Genomic DNA, 17239 nt, shown 5'->3' with positions numbered 1-17239 from the left:
TTCATTGCTCCGTGGGCAGTTGCCGGTGCCATTCGGCCAGCGCCGGCGACGGCGGCGTCAGGCCGTTTTTTGCTTCGTCCTCGATCAGCCAGCCGCTGCGATGCCAGTCGCGCACGATGGCATCGAGCTTCGCGGCCGTGTCCTTTTCTCCCTGCCGAACCCAGATTACCGATGGCGCGGGCACCAGCTCCGGCTGGATCGTGCGGTAATCGCGCCACTCGGGATCGTGCTGCTGTAACGGATAAAGCAGCGGCGCGGCGTCATGCACGGCGGCGACGCAGCTACCGCCGCGCAGCGCGAGCAGCGATTGCGAGGCACCCGGGAAGGCGCGTGGCACCGCGCCGTATTTCTCGACGATCGGACGGATATAGCTGCTGCCCTGCGAGATGCAAACCGGCTTGCCGCGCAGATCTTCCCACTTCGTGATGCCGCTCGTTTTCGGTGTGATCGCCGTGCCGCCCACGCGGTAGTAAGGCGTCGGCACATGATCGAGAATCTCGCCGCGCTGCGGGTTGTACTCCATGTTCGCGATCAGGATGTCGACCTTGCCTTGCTGCAGGAATTGCACGCGTGTCGACGGTTGCACCGACACCAGCTGGACGTTGACGCCGAGCCGTTTGCCGATGTCGTTGGCGAGGTCCACGTTGATGCCGCGCGGCTGCTGCGTCTGCGGATCGAGCGAGCCGAACGGGCTGCCGCCAATCAGCACGCCGACCGCGATCTGGTGACGCGAGGCGATCTTCTCGAGTGTCGGGTCCGCATGAGCGGGCGCGGTGGTGGCAACGGCGAGGGTGGTGGCGATCAACGCCGTGCGCACGATATTTTTGCTGCGTGCCGCTTTGAATAATGTCATAGCGATCGGATGAAGGGAGAAGGGTGACGCGCATGTCTTTAAAGACGCCGCCGTCGGCAACCGCATACCCTAGGCCAGTTTCCATGCCTGGCAAACCAAATGGATCTGCTAAGCAAAGCATGCGGAGGTTAAAGCGTGGGCGCGATGCGCTGGCGCGCGCGTGCCCGTCACATAGCAAACCGATAGATAAGGTTTCGCGCATTCGTTGGTTAGCGAATATCGCAGGTGTTCCTAAAATTGTCGGTTGCTGGTCGGGCGATTGGGCTGCACTCAGCGCCTCGCATTTTCGAAAGGACAACGGATGACGGAACTGATTCTGCCGGCGCGCGCCGCCCGCATCGACATTGCTCCCAACGCGCGCGCCAACGACGTATTGCTTTCGCTGCGCGACGTGCATCTGTCGTATGTCGATACGCCGGTGCTCAAAGGCATCGATCTGGCGGTCCGGCGTGGCGAGGCGGTGTCGATCATCGGACCGTCCGGCTCGGGCAAGTCCACGATCCTGCGCTGTATCAATGGTCTGATCGCGCCGCAACGCGGCGAAATCCATGTCGACGGGATCGACGTGCGGGCGCAGAAAACCGACCCGCAACGTATCGCGCTGCGCAAGCGGATCGGCTTCGTTTTCCAGCAGTACAACCTGTTTCCGCATCTGAGCGTACTCGAAAACCTGACCATCGCGCCAATGCGTGTACTCGGACGCAGCCGTGCGGAGGCCGAAAGCGACGCGCATGCGCTGCTCGCGAAAGTGCGCCTCGCCGACAAAGCCGACGCGCATCCCGGCGCGTTGTCCGGCGGCCAGCAGCAGCGTGTCGCGATCGCACGAACACTGGCAATGCGGCCCGACCTGATTCTCTTCGACGAAGTCACGTCCGCGCTCGACCCGGAAACGGTAGGCGAAGTGCTCAACGTGATCGGCGAGCTGGCCGACGAAGGTCAGACCTGCGTGCTGGTCACGCACGAGATGCGCTTTGCCGAGGACATCAGCGACGAAGTGTTCTTCACCGAGGGCGGCGTGATCGTCGAACACGGCCGTGCCGCGCAGATTTTCGGCAATCCGTCCAACGACAGAACGCGGCTATTCCTGCAACGCGCGCGCGGCGAAGACCGGGCAGGCCGTGTGCGGCGCCGCGCTTAAGCGGGCGTCTCATTCCACATTCCGTCTATTTCCCCCACAACCATGACGACCCGCACGAACGAAACTGGCAATGCCATTGCAACGCAACGCAAGGAGGCCGTCGAAACGCTGCTCGGCGACGCCCGCCGGATCATCGCCGGACACGGGGTGACGCGCCACGCGTTGAACACGATCAGCGAGCGGCTGCTGGAACTCGCGAGCCGCCGCGAGCTCTTCGACGCCGCCGATTTTCCGCCGCCGCAGCCCGATAGCGGCGACACCTCGACGCGCTACCGGCTCAATCCCGGTGAAGACGGCCTCGCGTTGTATCTGAATTCACTGTTGCCGGGCAAGACGACGATCCCGCACAACCACGATACGTGGGCTGTGATCGCCGCGATCGACGGCGCGGAACTCAACCGTATCTATCGGCGCACGGACGATGGCCGCGACCCCGATCGCGCGCAGGTCGAAGTGACGCGCGAGGTGGTGGTGCGTCCCGGCGTGCCGATCGCCTTTCTGCCGGACGACATTCACAGTATTCACGTCGGCGGCGCCGAGCCCACGCTGCACTTTCACCTGTACGGCAGGCCGCTCGAAACGTTGACCGGGCGGCTCGGTTTCGAACCTGACACCGGCCTCGTCGTGCGCTACAACGCCGCGCATATGCAGCGTGCCACCCAGGCGGTCGGCTGATGTCGGGGCGGGACGACCGATTGCAGACGCGGGTCCTGCGCGCAGGCTCGCCGCCGTTCGACAGCGGCGCCGCGCCGGTGAACGTGCCGGTCGTACGTGCCAGCACGGTTCGCTTCGAGCGCGACGCGGAGCGCGCCACGTTGCATCGCCGGCGCGAGGCGGGCGAAGCCGTCAGCACTTACGGGCGACACGGCATGGCGACGCATCGCGCGCTCGAAGCGGCGCTCGGCGAGCTCGAAGGCGCGAGCGATGTGCTGCTTGCGCCGTCGGGACTCGCGGCGATTTCGCTGGTGTTCATCGCATTGTTGTCGCCGGGCGATCATGTGCTCGTGCAGGACAGCGTCTATGGTCCAGTGCGCGAACGCATCGAGCCGCTGCTGACGCGGCTGGGCGTGTCGTTCAGCTACTTCGGCGCGAGCGACGGCGTGCCTGCGGCGCTGCTGCGGCCGCAAACGCGGCTCATCTATGTGGAGTCGCCGTCGTCGTTCCTGTATGAAGTGGTCGATCTGCCGGCGCTGGCGGCTTTCGCGCGCGAACACGGCGTGTTGCTCGCCGCGGACAACACGTGGGGCGCAGGGCTGCTGTATCGGCCGCTCGCGCTGGGCGCGGATATTTCCGTGCAGGCGACGACCAAGTATCCCGGCGGTCACTCCGATCTGATGCAAGGAGCGGTCTCGACAGCCGATGCGAAGCTGGCGAGGCGTCTGCGCGACACGCACGACGCGCTTGGTCTGAGCGTCGGCGCCGACGATGCCTATCTGGCGCTTCGCGGCCTGCGCACGCTCGCCGTGCGCCTCGCGCAGCACGGCCGCAATGCGCTCGAAGTCGCGCGCTTTTTGCAAACCGGGACTCGCGTGGTCGCGCGGGTGTTTCATCCGGCGTTGCCTGACCATTCCGGCCACGCACTGTGGCAGCGTGATTTCACCGGCGCCAACGGGCTCGTTTCATTTGCGTTCCGTCACGCGCAACCGGCCGACGCGAGCGCATTCGTCGACGCGCTGCGGCTATTCGGTATCGGTGCTTCGTGGGGCGGCTATGAAAGCCTGGCGTTGATCGCGCCGTCCGCACGGCTGCGCGAGCACAGCTATTGGCGCGGCGACGTACCCGTCGTGCGGCTGCATATCGGCCTCGAAGATCCGGCCGATCTGATCGACGATCTTAGCCAGGCATTTCGCCGCGTCCTCAAATAGACGCGTTCTCCATTTTCTCTTCCCGTGGCTGACCGATCCCGCCAGGACCCCAATGGCCGATACTTTTCCGCTGATTACCGCGCCGACCTTGCGCGAATGGTTGAATGACCGGAGCGAAATCGCGCTCTTCGACGTGCGCGAAGCCGGCGAGTTTGGCGAAGCCCATCCGTTCTTCGCGATCCCGCTGCCGTATAGCCGTCTCGAACTCGATATCGAACGGCTGGCGCCGCGTCGCAACGTCCGCATCGTGCTGACCGACGGTGGAAGCCAGGCCGAGGTGACAGCACGACGCGCGGCGCGGCGGATGCAAGCGCTTGGCTATACTCATGTGTCGATCCTCGAAGGCGGGGTGCGCGGCTGGGCGGCGGTAGGCTATACGCTGTTCAAAGGCGTGAACGTGCCGTCGAAAACCTTTGGCGAGCTCGTCGAACATGCGTGCGAAACGCCGCGCATCTCGGCGTCCGAACTCGCGAGACAGCAGCACGAGCGGGTACCGCTCGTGCTGCTGGATGGCCGCACGGTCGAAGAGCATACGAAGATGACGATTCCCGGTGCCGTGAGCTGCCCGAACGGCGAATTGGCCTACCGGATCGGCCCGCTCGCCACCGATCCGCGGACGCCGATCGTGGTTCATTGCGCCGGGCGCACGCGCAGCATCATCGGCGCGCAGTTATTGCGCAATCTGGGCCTGCCGAATCCGGTGATCGCGCTGGAGAATGGCACGCAGGGCTGGGCGCTGGCGGGTTTGACGCTGGAGCACGGCAGCACGCGCCGTTATCCGGATGCCGTTGATGAAAGCTCGTTAGCGCAGGCACGCCGCCGCGCCGCCGCACTGGCCACCCGCTTTTCCATTACGACGCTCGGCGCGCGCACCGCCCAGGCGTGGCTCGCTGCAACGGACCGCACGACGTATCTGCTCGACGTGCGCAGCGCCGAGGAGTTCGCGCGCGACGGTGTGCCCGCCGCCGTGCATGCGCCAGGCGGTCAATTGCTGCAGGCGACGGATCAGACGATCGGCGTGCGCCGCGCGCGCGTGCTGCTGGTTGACCACGACGCCGTGCGCGCACCCGTGATTGCAACGTGGCTCGCGCAGATGGGCATTGAAAGCGCACTGGTGGTTGCGCAGGATGCTGCTTCGTTGCAGCGCCCGGCGCCACGCGCCCGCCAGCCGGCCGTGCCGCAAGCCGATCTCATCGATGCCGACGGGCTGCGCGAACTCAATGGCGCGAGCATCCGCCATCTGATCGATCTGCGTTCGAGCGCGGCGTATCGGAAGCAACATCCGGCGGGCGCGCGCTGGTCGATCCGGCCGCGGCTGCTCGACACGCTGGCCAGCAGCGGCGCGCGCGCCTCCGATCCGGTCGTGCTGTTTGCCGAGACCCCGGAATTCGCGGCGCTAGCGGCACTCGATCTGCGTGAGGCGGGCTTCACAGCGGTCCGGATTGCGGCGAAAGGCGTTGGATCGTGGACCGAGGCGAGCCTACCGCTTGACTCGTCGCCGGGCATACCGGCGGACAGCGAGCGTATCGATCACCTGTTCTTTGTGCACGACCGGCACGAAGGCAATCTCGATGCCGCGCGCGCGTATCTCGCGTGGGAAACCGGACTCATCGCCCAGTGCTCGCCCGACGAACTCGACCACTTCAATATCGACGCCCGTATCGAAACGAAAGCGTTCAACGCAGCTTTCTCTCGCTGACATCATTCGTTCATGACATCCCGTTTTTCGAAACGCACGCAGCGGCTCTCCATGCTGGTGTCGATCGCGCTGGTCGGCGGTTCGTGGCTCAACACGGCACACGCGGACGCCACGCTCGATCGCATCAAGTCACGCGGTACGCTGGTGGTTGGCGTCGTGCTCGACGGCACGTATGGCTCGCTCGATCCCGTGACGCGCAAACCGGTGGGCTACAACGTCGAACTGGGCGAGAGCCTTGCGAGCCATCTCGGCGTGAAATTCGAAGCCGTCGAAGTGACGCCGCCCAACCGCGTGCAGTTCCTGCAACAAGGCAAGGTCGACGTGCTGATCGCCAGCATGCAATACACGAAGGAGCGCGACGAAATTCTCAGCTACGTGCCGACGCCGTTCGAACAGATCGGCGGCAGCGCGATGGTTCACAAGGGCTCGGGAATCCACGACTGGAAAGATCTGCGTGACAAGCCGGTGTGTGTCTCGCAGGGCAGCAACTATACGAAGCCGCTGATCGAACAATACGGCGCGCAGGTCAAGGCGTTCAAGGGTATGCCCGAGGCGCTGCTCGCGCTGCGCGGCGGCTCCTGCGTGGCATCCGTTCACGTGACGCCGGGCATCCAGGCGCGGCTCGCGAGCAGTTCGGGCGAATGGAAAGACTACGAGTCGCCGATCGCGACGCAACTGGTTCCTTCGCCGTCGGTGATCTGGGTGCGCAAAGGACAAACGGACACCGTCGCGGCGCTGGACCGGATCGTCAAGAACTGGCACCGCACGGGCTTCCTGATCGACGAAGGCAACCGGTGGCACATGCCGCCTTCGCAACGGCTGCTCCAATTGCATCGCCAATACGCCGCCAGCAACGAAAACTGAGCGGGACACCGAACGGACTGGTTCTGTCTGCCGATGAGAAGCTGCTGTTTGTCGCGATGACGCGTGACAACGCGATCTGGCGGATCCCTCTGATACCGGACGGGTCAACGCTGGAGCGTCAGCGAACCGGCGTCCACGCCGCATGGCCCAGTTGCGTGCCGGCTGTAATCGTTACTCAAATACATACGTTGCTTGCGTTGCTGCTGGCCAATATCGCTGGCCTTTAGGCCGAAAATGCCGATATGTGGAGCGTCGCAACGCTGTTCGCCTGTTGAAAGCCTCTGCCACAATACCGCGTGAGCGCAACTGCTCCGGTGCGTCATCGGTATCCCGCCCTGTCTGCATTCGGCGCCCATTTCACGGTATCCCCGCGCGGTTGATCACGCCCGATACCTCTTGCCAGTGACAGGAAACGCGATGAATGACGCATGGCCGGTATCGCCTGTCCGATGGTGTGGCCCGCGGGGCGATGTACGCGTCGTGCTGCCGGTTGCCGCGATGGTCTTTTGTGCGCTGGCGTCTTCGCATGCGCAAGCGGCGGGCACATTGCCGCGTGGAGGACAGTTCGTCGCCGGTAGCGGTGCGATCTCCGCGAGCGCCTCGACGCTGACGATCAATCAATCGACGGGACGCGGCGTCATCAATTGGGACAGCTTCTCGATCGGTAACAACAACCGCGTTATCTTCGCGAACGGCAACGGCGCGACGCTCAATCGCGTTACGGGTGGCGCGCCATCGGCCATTCTCGGCACGCTCACGGCAAGCGGCAGTGTCTATCTGATCAATCCACAAGGTATCGTCGTTGGGCCCAGGGGCGTCGTCGCCACGAATGGCCGGTTCGTTGCGTCGACACTCGACGCCGACTCCACCGCTTTCATGGACGGCCAGCCGCTCGTACTCACCGGTAATTCGGCGGCAGGCGTCGTCAATCTCGGCAAGATTTCATCGAGCGATGGCGATGTGTTCCTGATCGCGCGCCAAGCCGTCGTCAACGAAGGCACGATCGGCGCGCCCACCGGCACGGCGGAACTCGCCGTGGCGCAGCAGGTATTGTTGCAGGATTCCGCTTCGGACAAACAGGTGTTCGTCCAGGCGGGCACGGGCGGAACGCTGACGAATCTGGGCAGGATACAGGCCGCGCAGATCAGCTTGCAGGCCGTCGACGGCAATATCTACGCGCTCGCGGCCAATCACGAGGCGCTTCGTGCGACCGGCACGGCCACGCGCAACGGGCATGTGTGGCTCGTCGCCGGGCACGGTCACGTGCAGCCGGGCGGCGTGATCGACGCACCGGGCGGTACGGTCAGCATGAATGCCGGCAGGTTGACTTTTCCGGCAGGCGGCACGACGGTCAACGCGAGCCAGTGGGACATCTCGACGCCGGGCATCACCATCGACAGGGCGGCGGCGCAAGCTATTTCGCGGAGCCTCGATGGAGGCACATCGGTGAGCGTGCGCACGACCGGCGCCAACGGCCATAGCGGCCATAGCGGCAGTAGCGGCGACCTCGCCGTCGATTGGTCGATCAACTGGCGGGGAGCCGCAGCGCTCTCGCTCGCCGCGTATCGCACGCTGACGGTGAGTTCGACAACCACCATTTCGAATCAGGGCAGCGGCAAGCTGGCGCTGCGCGCCGATGCGGCGAGCCTCGATAACGCCGGCTCGGTCGCCAACCAGGGTGTGATCGACTGGTCGCGCAGCACGGGGATCGTCAATGTGCTTTATGACATGAGCGGGACCTATAGCGCCGGTACGCTAGTTGGCAATCCGGCATGGACGCCCGCTTCCGCGAGCGGACAGGTCGCGCAGATCACCGCGTACAAGCTGGTCAACAACGTGACCGACCTGGACAACATCCGGCAGGATCTCGGCGGCAATTACGCGCTTGGTACGGATATCGACGCCACCGGCCACACCTTCACGCCGATCGGCAACCATACGACGCCGTTCACGGGCCAGTTCGACGGCATGTGGCATACCGTGTCGAATGCGACGATCAAGATCGACGATTTCACGAAGGACCATTCGGCGGGACTGTTTGGGGTGGTCGGACCGGCCGGCGTGCTGCGCGATGTCGGCATCGGCAACGGTGTCGTCTCGACGAGCAGTCAAGGCAGCGGCATCCTGGCGGGCGTCAACCAGGGTGTGATCGCGTATGCTCACACCACCGGTCGTGCCGGAGAGATCTATCAGAACGGCACGACATTCGGCGGACTCGTCGGCGAAAACGACGGGACCATCGAGCGCTCATGGAGCAGCGCGACGATTTCAGGTTCCAGCGCGAATGGCGGCCTGGTCGGTTACAACGTCGGCACGATCACGCAATCGTACGCGACAGGTGCCGTCAATCCCGTGTTCTCGACGGGATTCGGCGGGGCCTCGCCGGGATCAATGACGGATCGATCAGCCAGTCGTTCGCGACGGGCCCCGTGCAGACGGGGGCAATGCCGACTCACGGCGTCATCGCGTTCGGTTCGGGCACGCTCGCGCCGGACGTGTACTGGAACACGGAGACGACAGGCCAGCCGAGCAGCGGCGGGAACTTGCCGCCAACCAACGGTTTGACCACCGCGCAGATGAGCGATCGGGCGAGCTTCGCCGGGTATGACTTCGGGCCGAACGGCGTCTGGCTCATGCCGGCGGGCGCGACCCATCCGGTGCTGAGGTGGTCCGCCGGCCAATAGGTTGGGCACGGCGCATCCCGGATACGCAAGCGACGAAGGCGCGACATGTTGAGATTGGCGTTGCAAGCCGGCTGCTTTCGATCGACGTTTGAGTTCGTTCCGCATGGTATTGCGGTGACGCCGCCCGGAGCGACGCGCCACATTGTGCGCCGGCAGCTTGCGTAGCCGGCCCGCGTCATCTGTCGTCGACGCGTGGTGCATCTGGCGCGACGCGCTCGCTGGCGCGGCTTTTGCAGCGCCGCCGACGCAGCGGCAACGTATCGTCGCGGAAGGACTCCCGGTACTCGACGCGGACTTCCTCAAGCGGTTTGCCACGGACCTCGACCAACCCCTCACGTTTGGCCGGCTTGCCGGGATACGCCGCGCCGTCGTCGAACGTTATCGCGCGGCGGGCAAGCCGCTGGTCGACGTCTATGTGCCGGAGCAGGATGTGGGCTCCGGTGTCGTGCACATCGACATCGCCGAATTCAGACTGGGCCGGGTTTACACGAGCGGCAACCGCTATTTTTCGAGTGAACTGCTCAAGCGCGAAATGCCGCTCGACCGAGGCGGCCCGATCCTGCAATCGGCTGTCTCGTTGGGACTAGCCGTGCTCAACGCGAATCCTTATCGACGCGTCGATGCTGTGTTCGCCGCCGGTCAAGCGGCAAATACGACCGACGTCGTGCTGCAAACGGAAGACCGCCTGCCGCTTCGCGCCAGCGTGGGTTACGACAATGCCGGCGTGCCTGAGCCAGGGCGCGATCGGTTCCTTGCGGGCGTGATCTACGGCAACCTGTTTGGTCTCGATCAGCAGATCGCCTATCAGTTCACGGCCAGCAACGATTTCTTCAGCGGCAGTCCGGCAATCGAAGGCCACGCGAACCGCGCGCGCTTTACCGCGCACGCGCTGAGCTATACGGTGCCGCTGCCGTGGCTCGACAGCATCGAGTTGTTCGGCGTCTACGCGCAGAGCACGCCACGGCTTGCCGACACCTACGGGCAAACGGGCGTTTCCGCCCAACTCAGCTTGCGTTACGACTTGCGTCTACCGACGATCACCGACACCACACAGTTGATCCAGTTCGGCTACGACTTCAAGCGGAGCAACAACGATCTGGAATTCGGCGGCTTTCAGGTGTTCAACTCGAATACGCACCTCCACCAGTTCCTGTTGACTTACGACATCAGCAAGCCGGCTGACGCCGGCGTGGCGCATGCGTCGGCGACACTGGTCGCGAGTCCGGGCGGACTGGATGGCGACAACCGCGACGCGGCATTCAACGCGTCACGCCAGCGCGCAACGGCCCGCTACCTGTATATGCAACTGGCGGCGTCACGCGCATTTTCGCTCGGCAGCGGCTTCACGGCGGCGGCCAATGGAACGTTCCAGTGGACCCCCAACACGCTGATGCCGAGCGAGGAGCTGGGGCTCGGTGGGGAATCGAGTGTGCGGGGCTACGAGCCCTATACCGTGCTCGGCGATCGCGGCTGGAGCGTACAGACGGAGTGGCGCACACCGGCGATCGCACTCGGCGCGAGCGATGCGGTTGTGCAACCCTTCGTGTTTTTCGACGCAGGACAGGTGTGGAATCGCATCGACCAGCCGGCGGAGCACGATCCGGGTCTGCTCGCGGCCGTCGGCGCAGGCGTGCGCTTCAAGTGGTCGCGATTCGTCGATTTCCGCTGTACCTATGGCGCGCCTTTACGCGCACCCATGCCGAATGGCTCGAAGGCGCCGACTGTGCTTTTGTATGTGTCGATCGGGACGTGAGCCGGCTGATAGCCAATATCAAACGATAGGGTTCCGATATCCAACCCCTGCGCAAATTATTCCTCGTATCGTTCATGCACCGGTTGCGTACCCACGCGTGTCCATCACTTGCCCGATCTACGTCATGAGTCAATTTGCAGAATCCGGCGCGTCCTCGCGCCACGCGCGTCTCGGTGTCGACATTGGCGGCACTTTTACCGACTTCGTGCTCGAAGCCGGTGAGCGCCGCCACACGCATAAACGCCTCACCACACCCGATGCGCCAGAACGCGCAGTGCTCGAAGGCATCGCACACCTGTTGCACGAGACGGGCATTGCGGCTGGCGATCTCGACACCATCATCCACGGCACCACGCTTGCCACCAACGCGGTCATCGAGCGGCGCGGCGCGCGCACTGCGCTGCTCACCACCGAAGGCTTTCGCGACGTCATCGAAACCGGCTTCGAGGCGCGCGCCGATCACTACGATCTGCGCGTGCGGCAACCCACGCCGCTAATCCACCGTGATCTGCGCTTCACGATAGCCGGCCGCATGAGCGCGCAAGGCGAAGAACTCCAAGCACTCGACATGGACGCGCTCGAAGACATCGCGCGATCGCTCGACGCCCACGAGATCGAAAGCCTTGCGATCGGCTTCATGCATAGTTATCGCGATTCGCGTCACGAGCAGCAGGCGGGGCAGTGGCTCGCCGCGCGGCTGCCTGGTCTGTCGATCAGTCTGTCGTCCGACGTATCGCCGGAAGTACGGGAATTCGAACGCTTCTCGACGACCGCCGTGAACGCCTACGTGCGTCCGCTGATGCATTCCTATCTGACGCGCCTTGCCGCCGCGCTCGCGAGCCTGTCGATTCACGCGCCGCTTCTGCTGATGACGTCCGACGGCAGTCTGTGCGATGTCGACACGGCCCGCCGCCTGCCGGTGCGGCTGCTCGAATCGGGGCCGGCGGGTGGGGCGCTGATGGCCGCGCATGTCAGCAAATCGCTGGGTCTTTCGCAGGTGTTGTCGCTCGATATTGGCGGCACGACGGCCAAGCTATGCTTCATCGACGAAGGCCGCCCGCACATGTCGCGTTCGCTCGAAGTAGCGCGGCTCTACCGCTTCAAGCCGGGCAGCGGCATCCCGCTGCGGATCCCGGTGGTGGAGTTGTGCGAGATCGGCGCGGGGGGCGGCTCGATTGCGCGCGTCGATACGCTGGGGCGCGTGCAGGTCGGGCCGGTTAGCGCGGGCTCGGTGCCGGGGCCGGCATGCTATGGCCAGGGCGGCGAGCGCGCCACGCTGACCGACGCCCACCTGTTTGCCGGCCGTCTCGATCCCGCCTGGTTCGCCGCCGGCACGCTTGCGCTCGATGCCGACGCGGCGCGCCGCGCACTAGAGTCGGACATCGCCGCGCCGCTGCGGATCGATGCCGATGCCGCCTCCTACGCCGTTGCCGAAATCGCCGACGAGGCGATGGCTTGTGCCGCGCGCGAGCATGCGATCGAACTGGGCAAATCCGTCGCGGGACGCACGTTGATTGCATTTGGCGGCTCGGCGCCGCTGCACGCGGCGCGGCTCGCCGAAAAGCTCGGCATCGACCGCGTCGTGATTCCCACTGCCGCGGGTGTCGGCTCGGCGTTCGGCTTTCTGCTCGCGCCGGTCGCCTTCGACGCGGTTCGCAGCCGCATCGAGCCGCTCATGCAAGTCGATGTGGACGCGGTGAACGCGCTGCTTGCCACGCTGGAAGCAGAGGCCGCGCTTATCGTCGGTAAGGTCGTGCCGCGCGACTCGTGCAGCATCGAAGTCACGGTATCGATGCGTTATCGTGGGCAGGGCCATGAATTGCAAGTCGCGCTGCCTGCCGCGCGGCTCGATGCCGACGCGCACGCGATATTGCGCGAGCGGTTTGAAGCCGTATATCTGGCTCGCTTCGGGCGCCTCGTGCCGCGTGCGCCGATCGAAATGCTGGGCTGGAGCGTGCGCCTGAGCGCGCCGCCGCGCGATCTGCGCGCGGCCCCGGTCGGCCACGCGGCTGCGTCCGTCGCTGCCGCTACCACGGCCGAACCCATACCGACCGCCGAGCGCCGGGTGCTCGACCAGTCGCGACGCGAGCGTGTCACCTCGCGTTTCTATCGTCGCGACCAGCTCGCGGCGGGTGCGTTCGTGTGCGGCCCGGTCGTCATCGTCGATCGTGAAACGACCGTGGTCGTGCCACCCAATTTCGACGCGCGCGTGGACAGGAGCGGCCATCTGCTGCTCGAACGCCGCACCCCATTGAAGGAGAACGCATGAACGCGCCGCACGATATCGGGCAGGACACGCTCGATCCCATCCGTTTGCAGGTGATCTGGAACCGCCTGATCGCCGTCGTCGAAGAGCAGGCGCGTCTCCTGATGCGTACTGCGTTCAGCCCGACCGTGCGCGAAGCCGGTGATCTGTCCGCTGGCGTGTTCGATGCGCGCGCACGTCTTGTCGCGCAGGCGGTAACGGGCACGCCAGGACATGTCAATTCGATGGCGGCAGCGGTCGGGCATTTTTTACAGGTGTTTCCGCTCGCCACGATGCGCCCCGGCGACCACTTCATCACCAACGATCCATGGCTCGCGTCGGGCCACCTGCATGACGTGACAGTGGTGTCGCCAGTGTTTCGCGGCGAGCGCGCGATTGCGTTTTTCGCGTGCACGTGCCATCAGGTCGATATCGGCGGAATCGGTCAGGGGCCCGACGGGCGCTCGGTATTCGAGGAAGGCCTGTGCATTCCACGTTTGCCGCTCGCACGCGCGGGCGTGATCAATAGCGATCTCATCGAGATCATTCGCGCCAACGTTCGCACGCCCGACGAAGTGGAAGGCGACATCCTGTCTTATGTCAGCGCGAACGAGGCGAGCGGCGCGCGGCTTGTGGCGATGCTCGACGAGTTCGGCGAATCCGACATGGTCCGCGTGTCCGACGCGATCATCGAATGCTCGCGCGCGGCGATGCAGCAGGCAATCGCTAAGCTGCCCGAAGGACGTTATCCGTACGCGATGCGGATCGACGGATTCGATACGCCGGTCGATCTCGTCGCGACGCTCGACGTGCGCAACGGCCGGGTCGGCGTCGATTTCGCGGGCACGTCGCCCGCCAGCCATCGCGGTATCAACGTGGTGCTGAACTACACGCGCGCGTATGCGGCGTTCGGGGTACGCGCGGCGGTCGCGCCGGAAGTGCCGAACAACGCGGGTTCGCTCGAACCGCTCGACATCAGCGCGCCAGAAGGATCGATTCTCAATGTGCAGCGGCCGTGGCCGGTGTGCGCGCGGCACATCATCGGCCAGTTCCTGCCCGACGTCGTATTTGGCGCGCTTGCGGGTGTGCTGCCCGAGCGCGTGCCGGCCGAAGGCGCGTCGTGTGTGTGGGGCGCGCAACTGCGCGGCGGCGCGGCGGCGTGGATGGCGGTGGGCGAGGCATTGCCGGACGCGAACGCGCAGGCCCAGCCGCGCGCTTTCGAAACGCTGTTCTTCAACAGCGGCGGTTCCGGCGCGCGGGTGGGCGACGATGGCATGTCAGGCACCGCGTTTCCCAGCGGCGTGCGGGCGATCGCCTGCGAGATCGTCGAATCGCTGTATCCGGTCGTGATCTGGCGCAAGGAGTTGCGGCCGGATAGCGGTGGCCCCGGGCGCTGGCGCGGCGGCCTCGGACAGCGGCTTGAAATCGCGAGCGTCGATGGTGCACCGTTTCAATTCTTCGGCATGTACGACCGCATCGTGCACGCGGCGCGCGGCCGGGATGGCGGCGGCGCCGGCGCGCCGGGCGCCGTCGCGCTGGACGACGGCACGCCGATGGCCGCGATGGGCCTGCAAACCGTGCCGCGCGGGCGTCGCCTGTGTCTGGATCTGCCGGGCGGCGCGGGCATTGGCGCGGCGCATGAGCGCGCGCGCGAGGACGTCGCGCGAGACGTGCGGCTCGGCTACGTCAGTGAACGCATCGCCGCCGACGCTTATGGTTTGCGCTGACGCCGCATGTCGAAACGCGTGGCCGTGCGTTCCGTCACGGGGCGACTCTGGCGATCGGACGCGTAATCTAGGAAATCCGCTCTTTGTCGCCTCAGCGCGCGCGGGACGGGTCGCTCGCGCATCGGCAGAATATTGGCGATGGGCGGCGTATGACTAGAATCGTCCCTATGTATACGACGATGGAACCGCGCCGCGCGGCCGCCTTCATGGACCGACTTCCCACGCTCCCTGCGCCTTCGCCTGTAGCTTCTTTTCCGCCCGTGCAAACATCGGGCGCACCCGCCGACGACGCGCGCGGCGGACTGTTTCGCACTGCGCTCGCGCAGGCGGGCGCGTCGCTGAGCGAAGCGTATCGCCGCCTGCGCGACGATCCGCGCTGTATCAGTGCGCCGGCAATGGGCCTGTACGGCCGCCGCGTCGCCGTGCCGGGCGATACCGACGAAGGTTCGTGGAAGATGATCTCGATTCGCGACGAAATCTTCGTGGCGATCTCCGCGTGCCAGTACGCCCGCGCACGCACTGAATGCGTGCCGCCCGAAGGCTTCGTCGAGTTTCATTACCTCGTGACCGGCCCGGCCCATGTCGGCGTGGATGGCGGCGACGACGCCGATTCCGTGCAGGTCGAGGCGCCGAACTTCATTCTCTGCTATCAGGGCGCGGGATTGCGCTATCAGATCACCTGTCCGCAAGGACCACGCCGCGCGCTCGGCCTGTACGTGTCGTCGCGCTATTTCGCGCGGCTCATCGAGGCACTCGGCGCGCAAGGCGAAGCGATTCGCGCGCGGCTTGCCGCCGTGAAGGACGACGAACTCTACAACGTCCAGATGCGCCTGACGATGGACGCGGTGCAGGCCATCGAACAACTGCTTGCGAGCCCTCGCGAAGGTGTGCGCGAACTGCTGTTCGTCGAGGCGAAGTGCACGGAGATTCTGTACGCGAGCGTGGGCGTGTGGATCGACAGTTTGCGCCATGGCGCGCAGGACGGCATCCTGTCGTCACGCGATCTGATGCTGATGGAACGCGCGCGGATGATGATCGACGCCGACCTTCAGAAAAGCATGACGATTCCCGATCTCGCGCGCGCGGTCGGCACCAATGCGTCGAAGCTCAAGCGCGCGTTCAAATTCCTGCACGGCGTGACCGTGTTCGAATACAGCTTGCGTCGGCGCATGCACGAGGCGCTGCGATTGCTGGTGGACGAGCGGCAATCGGTGGGACAGGTGGCGGCGGCAGTCGGTTATCAGCATCAGACGAGTTTCACGACGTCGTTCCGCGACTTTTACGGTTTCGCGCCGAAGGACGCGCGGCAGCTGCGCGGCGCGGACCGCGCTAACGCAGCCGGCTAGTCCGCGACGGCGATTCGCCAAAGCGTTCCTTGTAGCACTGCGCAAAACGTCCAAAGTGGCTGAAACCGCAATCGAGCGCAATGCTCGCGATACGTACGTCCGCAGGCGTCGCGCGAATGGTTGCGCGGGCGCGTTCCAGCCGGATCTGCCGCAGATAGTGCATTGGGCTGGTCTGACGGAAACGCATGAAGCCGTCGCATAGCGTGCGTACCGGCACGCCGACCGCTTCGGCGAGATCGGCAAGCTGCAATGGCGAACCGAGCCGCGCGAGCATCACGTCCTCCGCGCGGCGGACGAAACCCGGCGTGACGCCCGGGCGCGGCAGCGAGACCGCCGGGGCATCGCGCTCGGCAGAACCCGCCGCGAGCAGATTGACCAGCAGCGATTCGACGTGCGCGCCCACGCGAGCGTTGTCGCACGCGCTGGCGAGCAGATCCGGCGAACTCGCGATCAGTTTCAACTGGTCTTGCCATGCGCGCATCGCGCCGCTCGCGAAGCGCACGAGCGCGCCGCCCGGTTCCGCGCCAAGCGCCGCGTCTTCCGGCAACGCGGCGGGATCGATACGCAGCACGAGCTGCTCGCAATGGGGCGACAGCTTCGCACTGAACGGCTCGCCGGGCGCGCGAACCACGCCTTGCCGGTCGTTGACTTCAATGGTGCGGCCCGCCGCTTTCACCTCGGCGCTGCCGGAAACGCAGAACATCAACAGGTAATAACCGTCTACCGCCTCGACATCGACATGCATGCCGCTGCCGAAGCCGATCGCGCCAATGCCGAGCCGGCCGATTTTGACGAAATCCATATGCGAGCGCCCGCTGCCCTCGCCGAACGGCGCGAGCGAATGAGGCTGCATCACGCGCGAGATGAGTTCGCGCGTCTCGTCCAGGTCTTTCGACTCGAACAGACGATGATCGCGCAGCGCATGGGGACGGAAATCGGAGCGGGGCATGACGGCGAAGGATAAGGTGCTGCGTTCCGGCCGCAACGGGCTTCGTTCAGAAAACCGCCTGAATCGGACAGGCGGCGCGCGTACTGCCAGAAGCGGATAGCTCCACTATTTTGGAT

The 17239-nt window shown here is 65.3% G+C and carries 12 protein-coding genes and 1 pseudogene; 11 read left to right on the top strand and 2 right to left on the bottom strand.

All coding sequences use genetic code 11. The annotated features are described in order from the left end of the window. Position 1: 1 nt before the first annotated feature. On the bottom strand, positions 2 to 853 hold the full coding sequence (locus BXE_RS42025; protein ID WP_040123622.1) for a transporter substrate-binding domain-containing protein: 852 nt from the start codon (positions 851 to 853) through the stop codon (positions 2 to 4). Between the two features lie 301 nt (positions 854 to 1154). Between BXE_RS42025 and BXE_RS42020 the strand changes: the two genes are divergently transcribed. The 11 genes and pseudogenes from BXE_RS42020 (at position 1155) to BXE_RS41975 (ending at position 16174) form a co-directional block, all read left to right on the top strand. Then, positions 1155 to 1991 carry an amino acid ABC transporter ATP-binding protein gene (locus tag BXE_RS42020; RefSeq protein WP_011494246.1) on the top strand — a complete coding sequence of 279 codons (837 nt, stop codon included), beginning with the start codon at positions 1155 to 1157 and terminating at the stop codon, positions 1989 to 1991. A gap of 42 nt (positions 1992 to 2033) precedes the next feature. Further along, positions 2034 to 2666, top strand: a complete 633-nt coding sequence (locus tag BXE_RS42015) for a cysteine dioxygenase family protein (protein ID WP_011494245.1) — start codon at positions 2034 to 2036, stop codon at positions 2664 to 2666. Then, on the top strand, positions 2666 to 3856 hold the full coding sequence (metC, locus tag BXE_RS42010; RefSeq protein WP_011494244.1) for a cystathionine beta-lyase: 1191 nt from the start codon (positions 2666 to 2668) through the stop codon (positions 3854 to 3856). Before BXE_RS42015 ends, metC begins: the two co-directional genes overlap by 1 nt. A gap of 52 nt (positions 3857 to 3908) precedes the next feature. Then, complete coding sequence (locus tag BXE_RS42005; protein WP_011494243.1) at positions 3909 to 5555, top strand: rhodanese-like domain-containing protein; 1647 nt, start codon at positions 3909 to 3911, stop codon at positions 5553 to 5555. 12 nt (positions 5556 to 5567) lie between these two features. Beyond that, complete coding sequence (locus tag BXE_RS42000; protein WP_011494242.1) at positions 5568 to 6419, top strand: transporter substrate-binding domain-containing protein; 852 nt, start codon at positions 5568 to 5570, stop codon at positions 6417 to 6419. A 5-nt stretch (positions 6420 to 6424) separates the two neighbouring features. Next, positions 6425 to 6526, top strand: a pseudogene (locus BXE_RS47720) (SMP-30/gluconolactonase/LRE family protein); the annotation flags it as partial. A gap of 310 nt (positions 6527 to 6836) precedes the next feature. Then, positions 6837 to 8984, top strand: a complete 2148-nt coding sequence (locus BXE_RS41995; protein ID WP_011494240.1) for a filamentous hemagglutinin N-terminal domain-containing protein — start codon at positions 6837 to 6839, stop codon at positions 8982 to 8984. A gap of 276 nt (positions 8985 to 9260) precedes the next feature. Then, positions 9261 to 10856, top strand: coding sequence for a ShlB/FhaC/HecB family hemolysin secretion/activation protein (locus tag BXE_RS41990; RefSeq protein ID WP_011494239.1), 1596 nt, complete (start codon positions 9261 to 9263; stop codon positions 10854 to 10856). Between the two features lie 124 nt (positions 10857 to 10980). After that, a complete protein-coding gene (locus BXE_RS41985) occupies positions 10981 to 13125 on the top strand; it encodes a hydantoinase/oxoprolinase family protein (protein WP_011494238.1) in 2145 nt (714 codons plus the stop codon). Next, the gene (locus tag BXE_RS41980; RefSeq protein WP_011494237.1) at positions 13122 to 14828 is read left to right on the top strand and encodes a hydantoinase B/oxoprolinase family protein; all 1707 of its coding nucleotides are present in this window, start codon (positions 13122 to 13124) and stop codon (positions 14826 to 14828) included. The genes BXE_RS41985 and BXE_RS41980 overlap by 4 nt, the downstream gene beginning before the upstream one ends. A gap of 206 nt (positions 14829 to 15034) precedes the next feature. After that, positions 15035 to 16174, top strand: a complete 1140-nt coding sequence (locus BXE_RS41975; RefSeq protein WP_233518892.1) for a helix-turn-helix transcriptional regulator — start codon at positions 15035 to 15037, stop codon at positions 16172 to 16174. Here the strand turns inward: BXE_RS41975 and andR are convergent. Next, positions 16158 to 17123: an anthranilate 1,2-dioxygenase regulatory protein AndR gene (gene andR, locus BXE_RS41970; RefSeq protein ID WP_011494235.1), complete on the bottom strand. Its 966-nt coding sequence runs from the start codon at positions 17121 to 17123 to the stop codon at positions 16158 to 16160. The two genes, BXE_RS41975 and andR, sit on opposite strands and share 17 nt — an antisense overlap. Between the last annotated feature and the right edge of the window lie 116 nt (positions 17124 to 17239).

The sequence above is a fragment of the Paraburkholderia xenovorans LB400 genome, from assembly GCF_000013645.1.
GTDB lineage: Bacteria > Pseudomonadota > Gammaproteobacteria > Burkholderiales > Burkholderiaceae > Paraburkholderia > Paraburkholderia xenovorans.
Note: the sequence above shows the minus strand (reverse complement) of the source record. Positions and strands in the feature narration are given on the sequence as shown.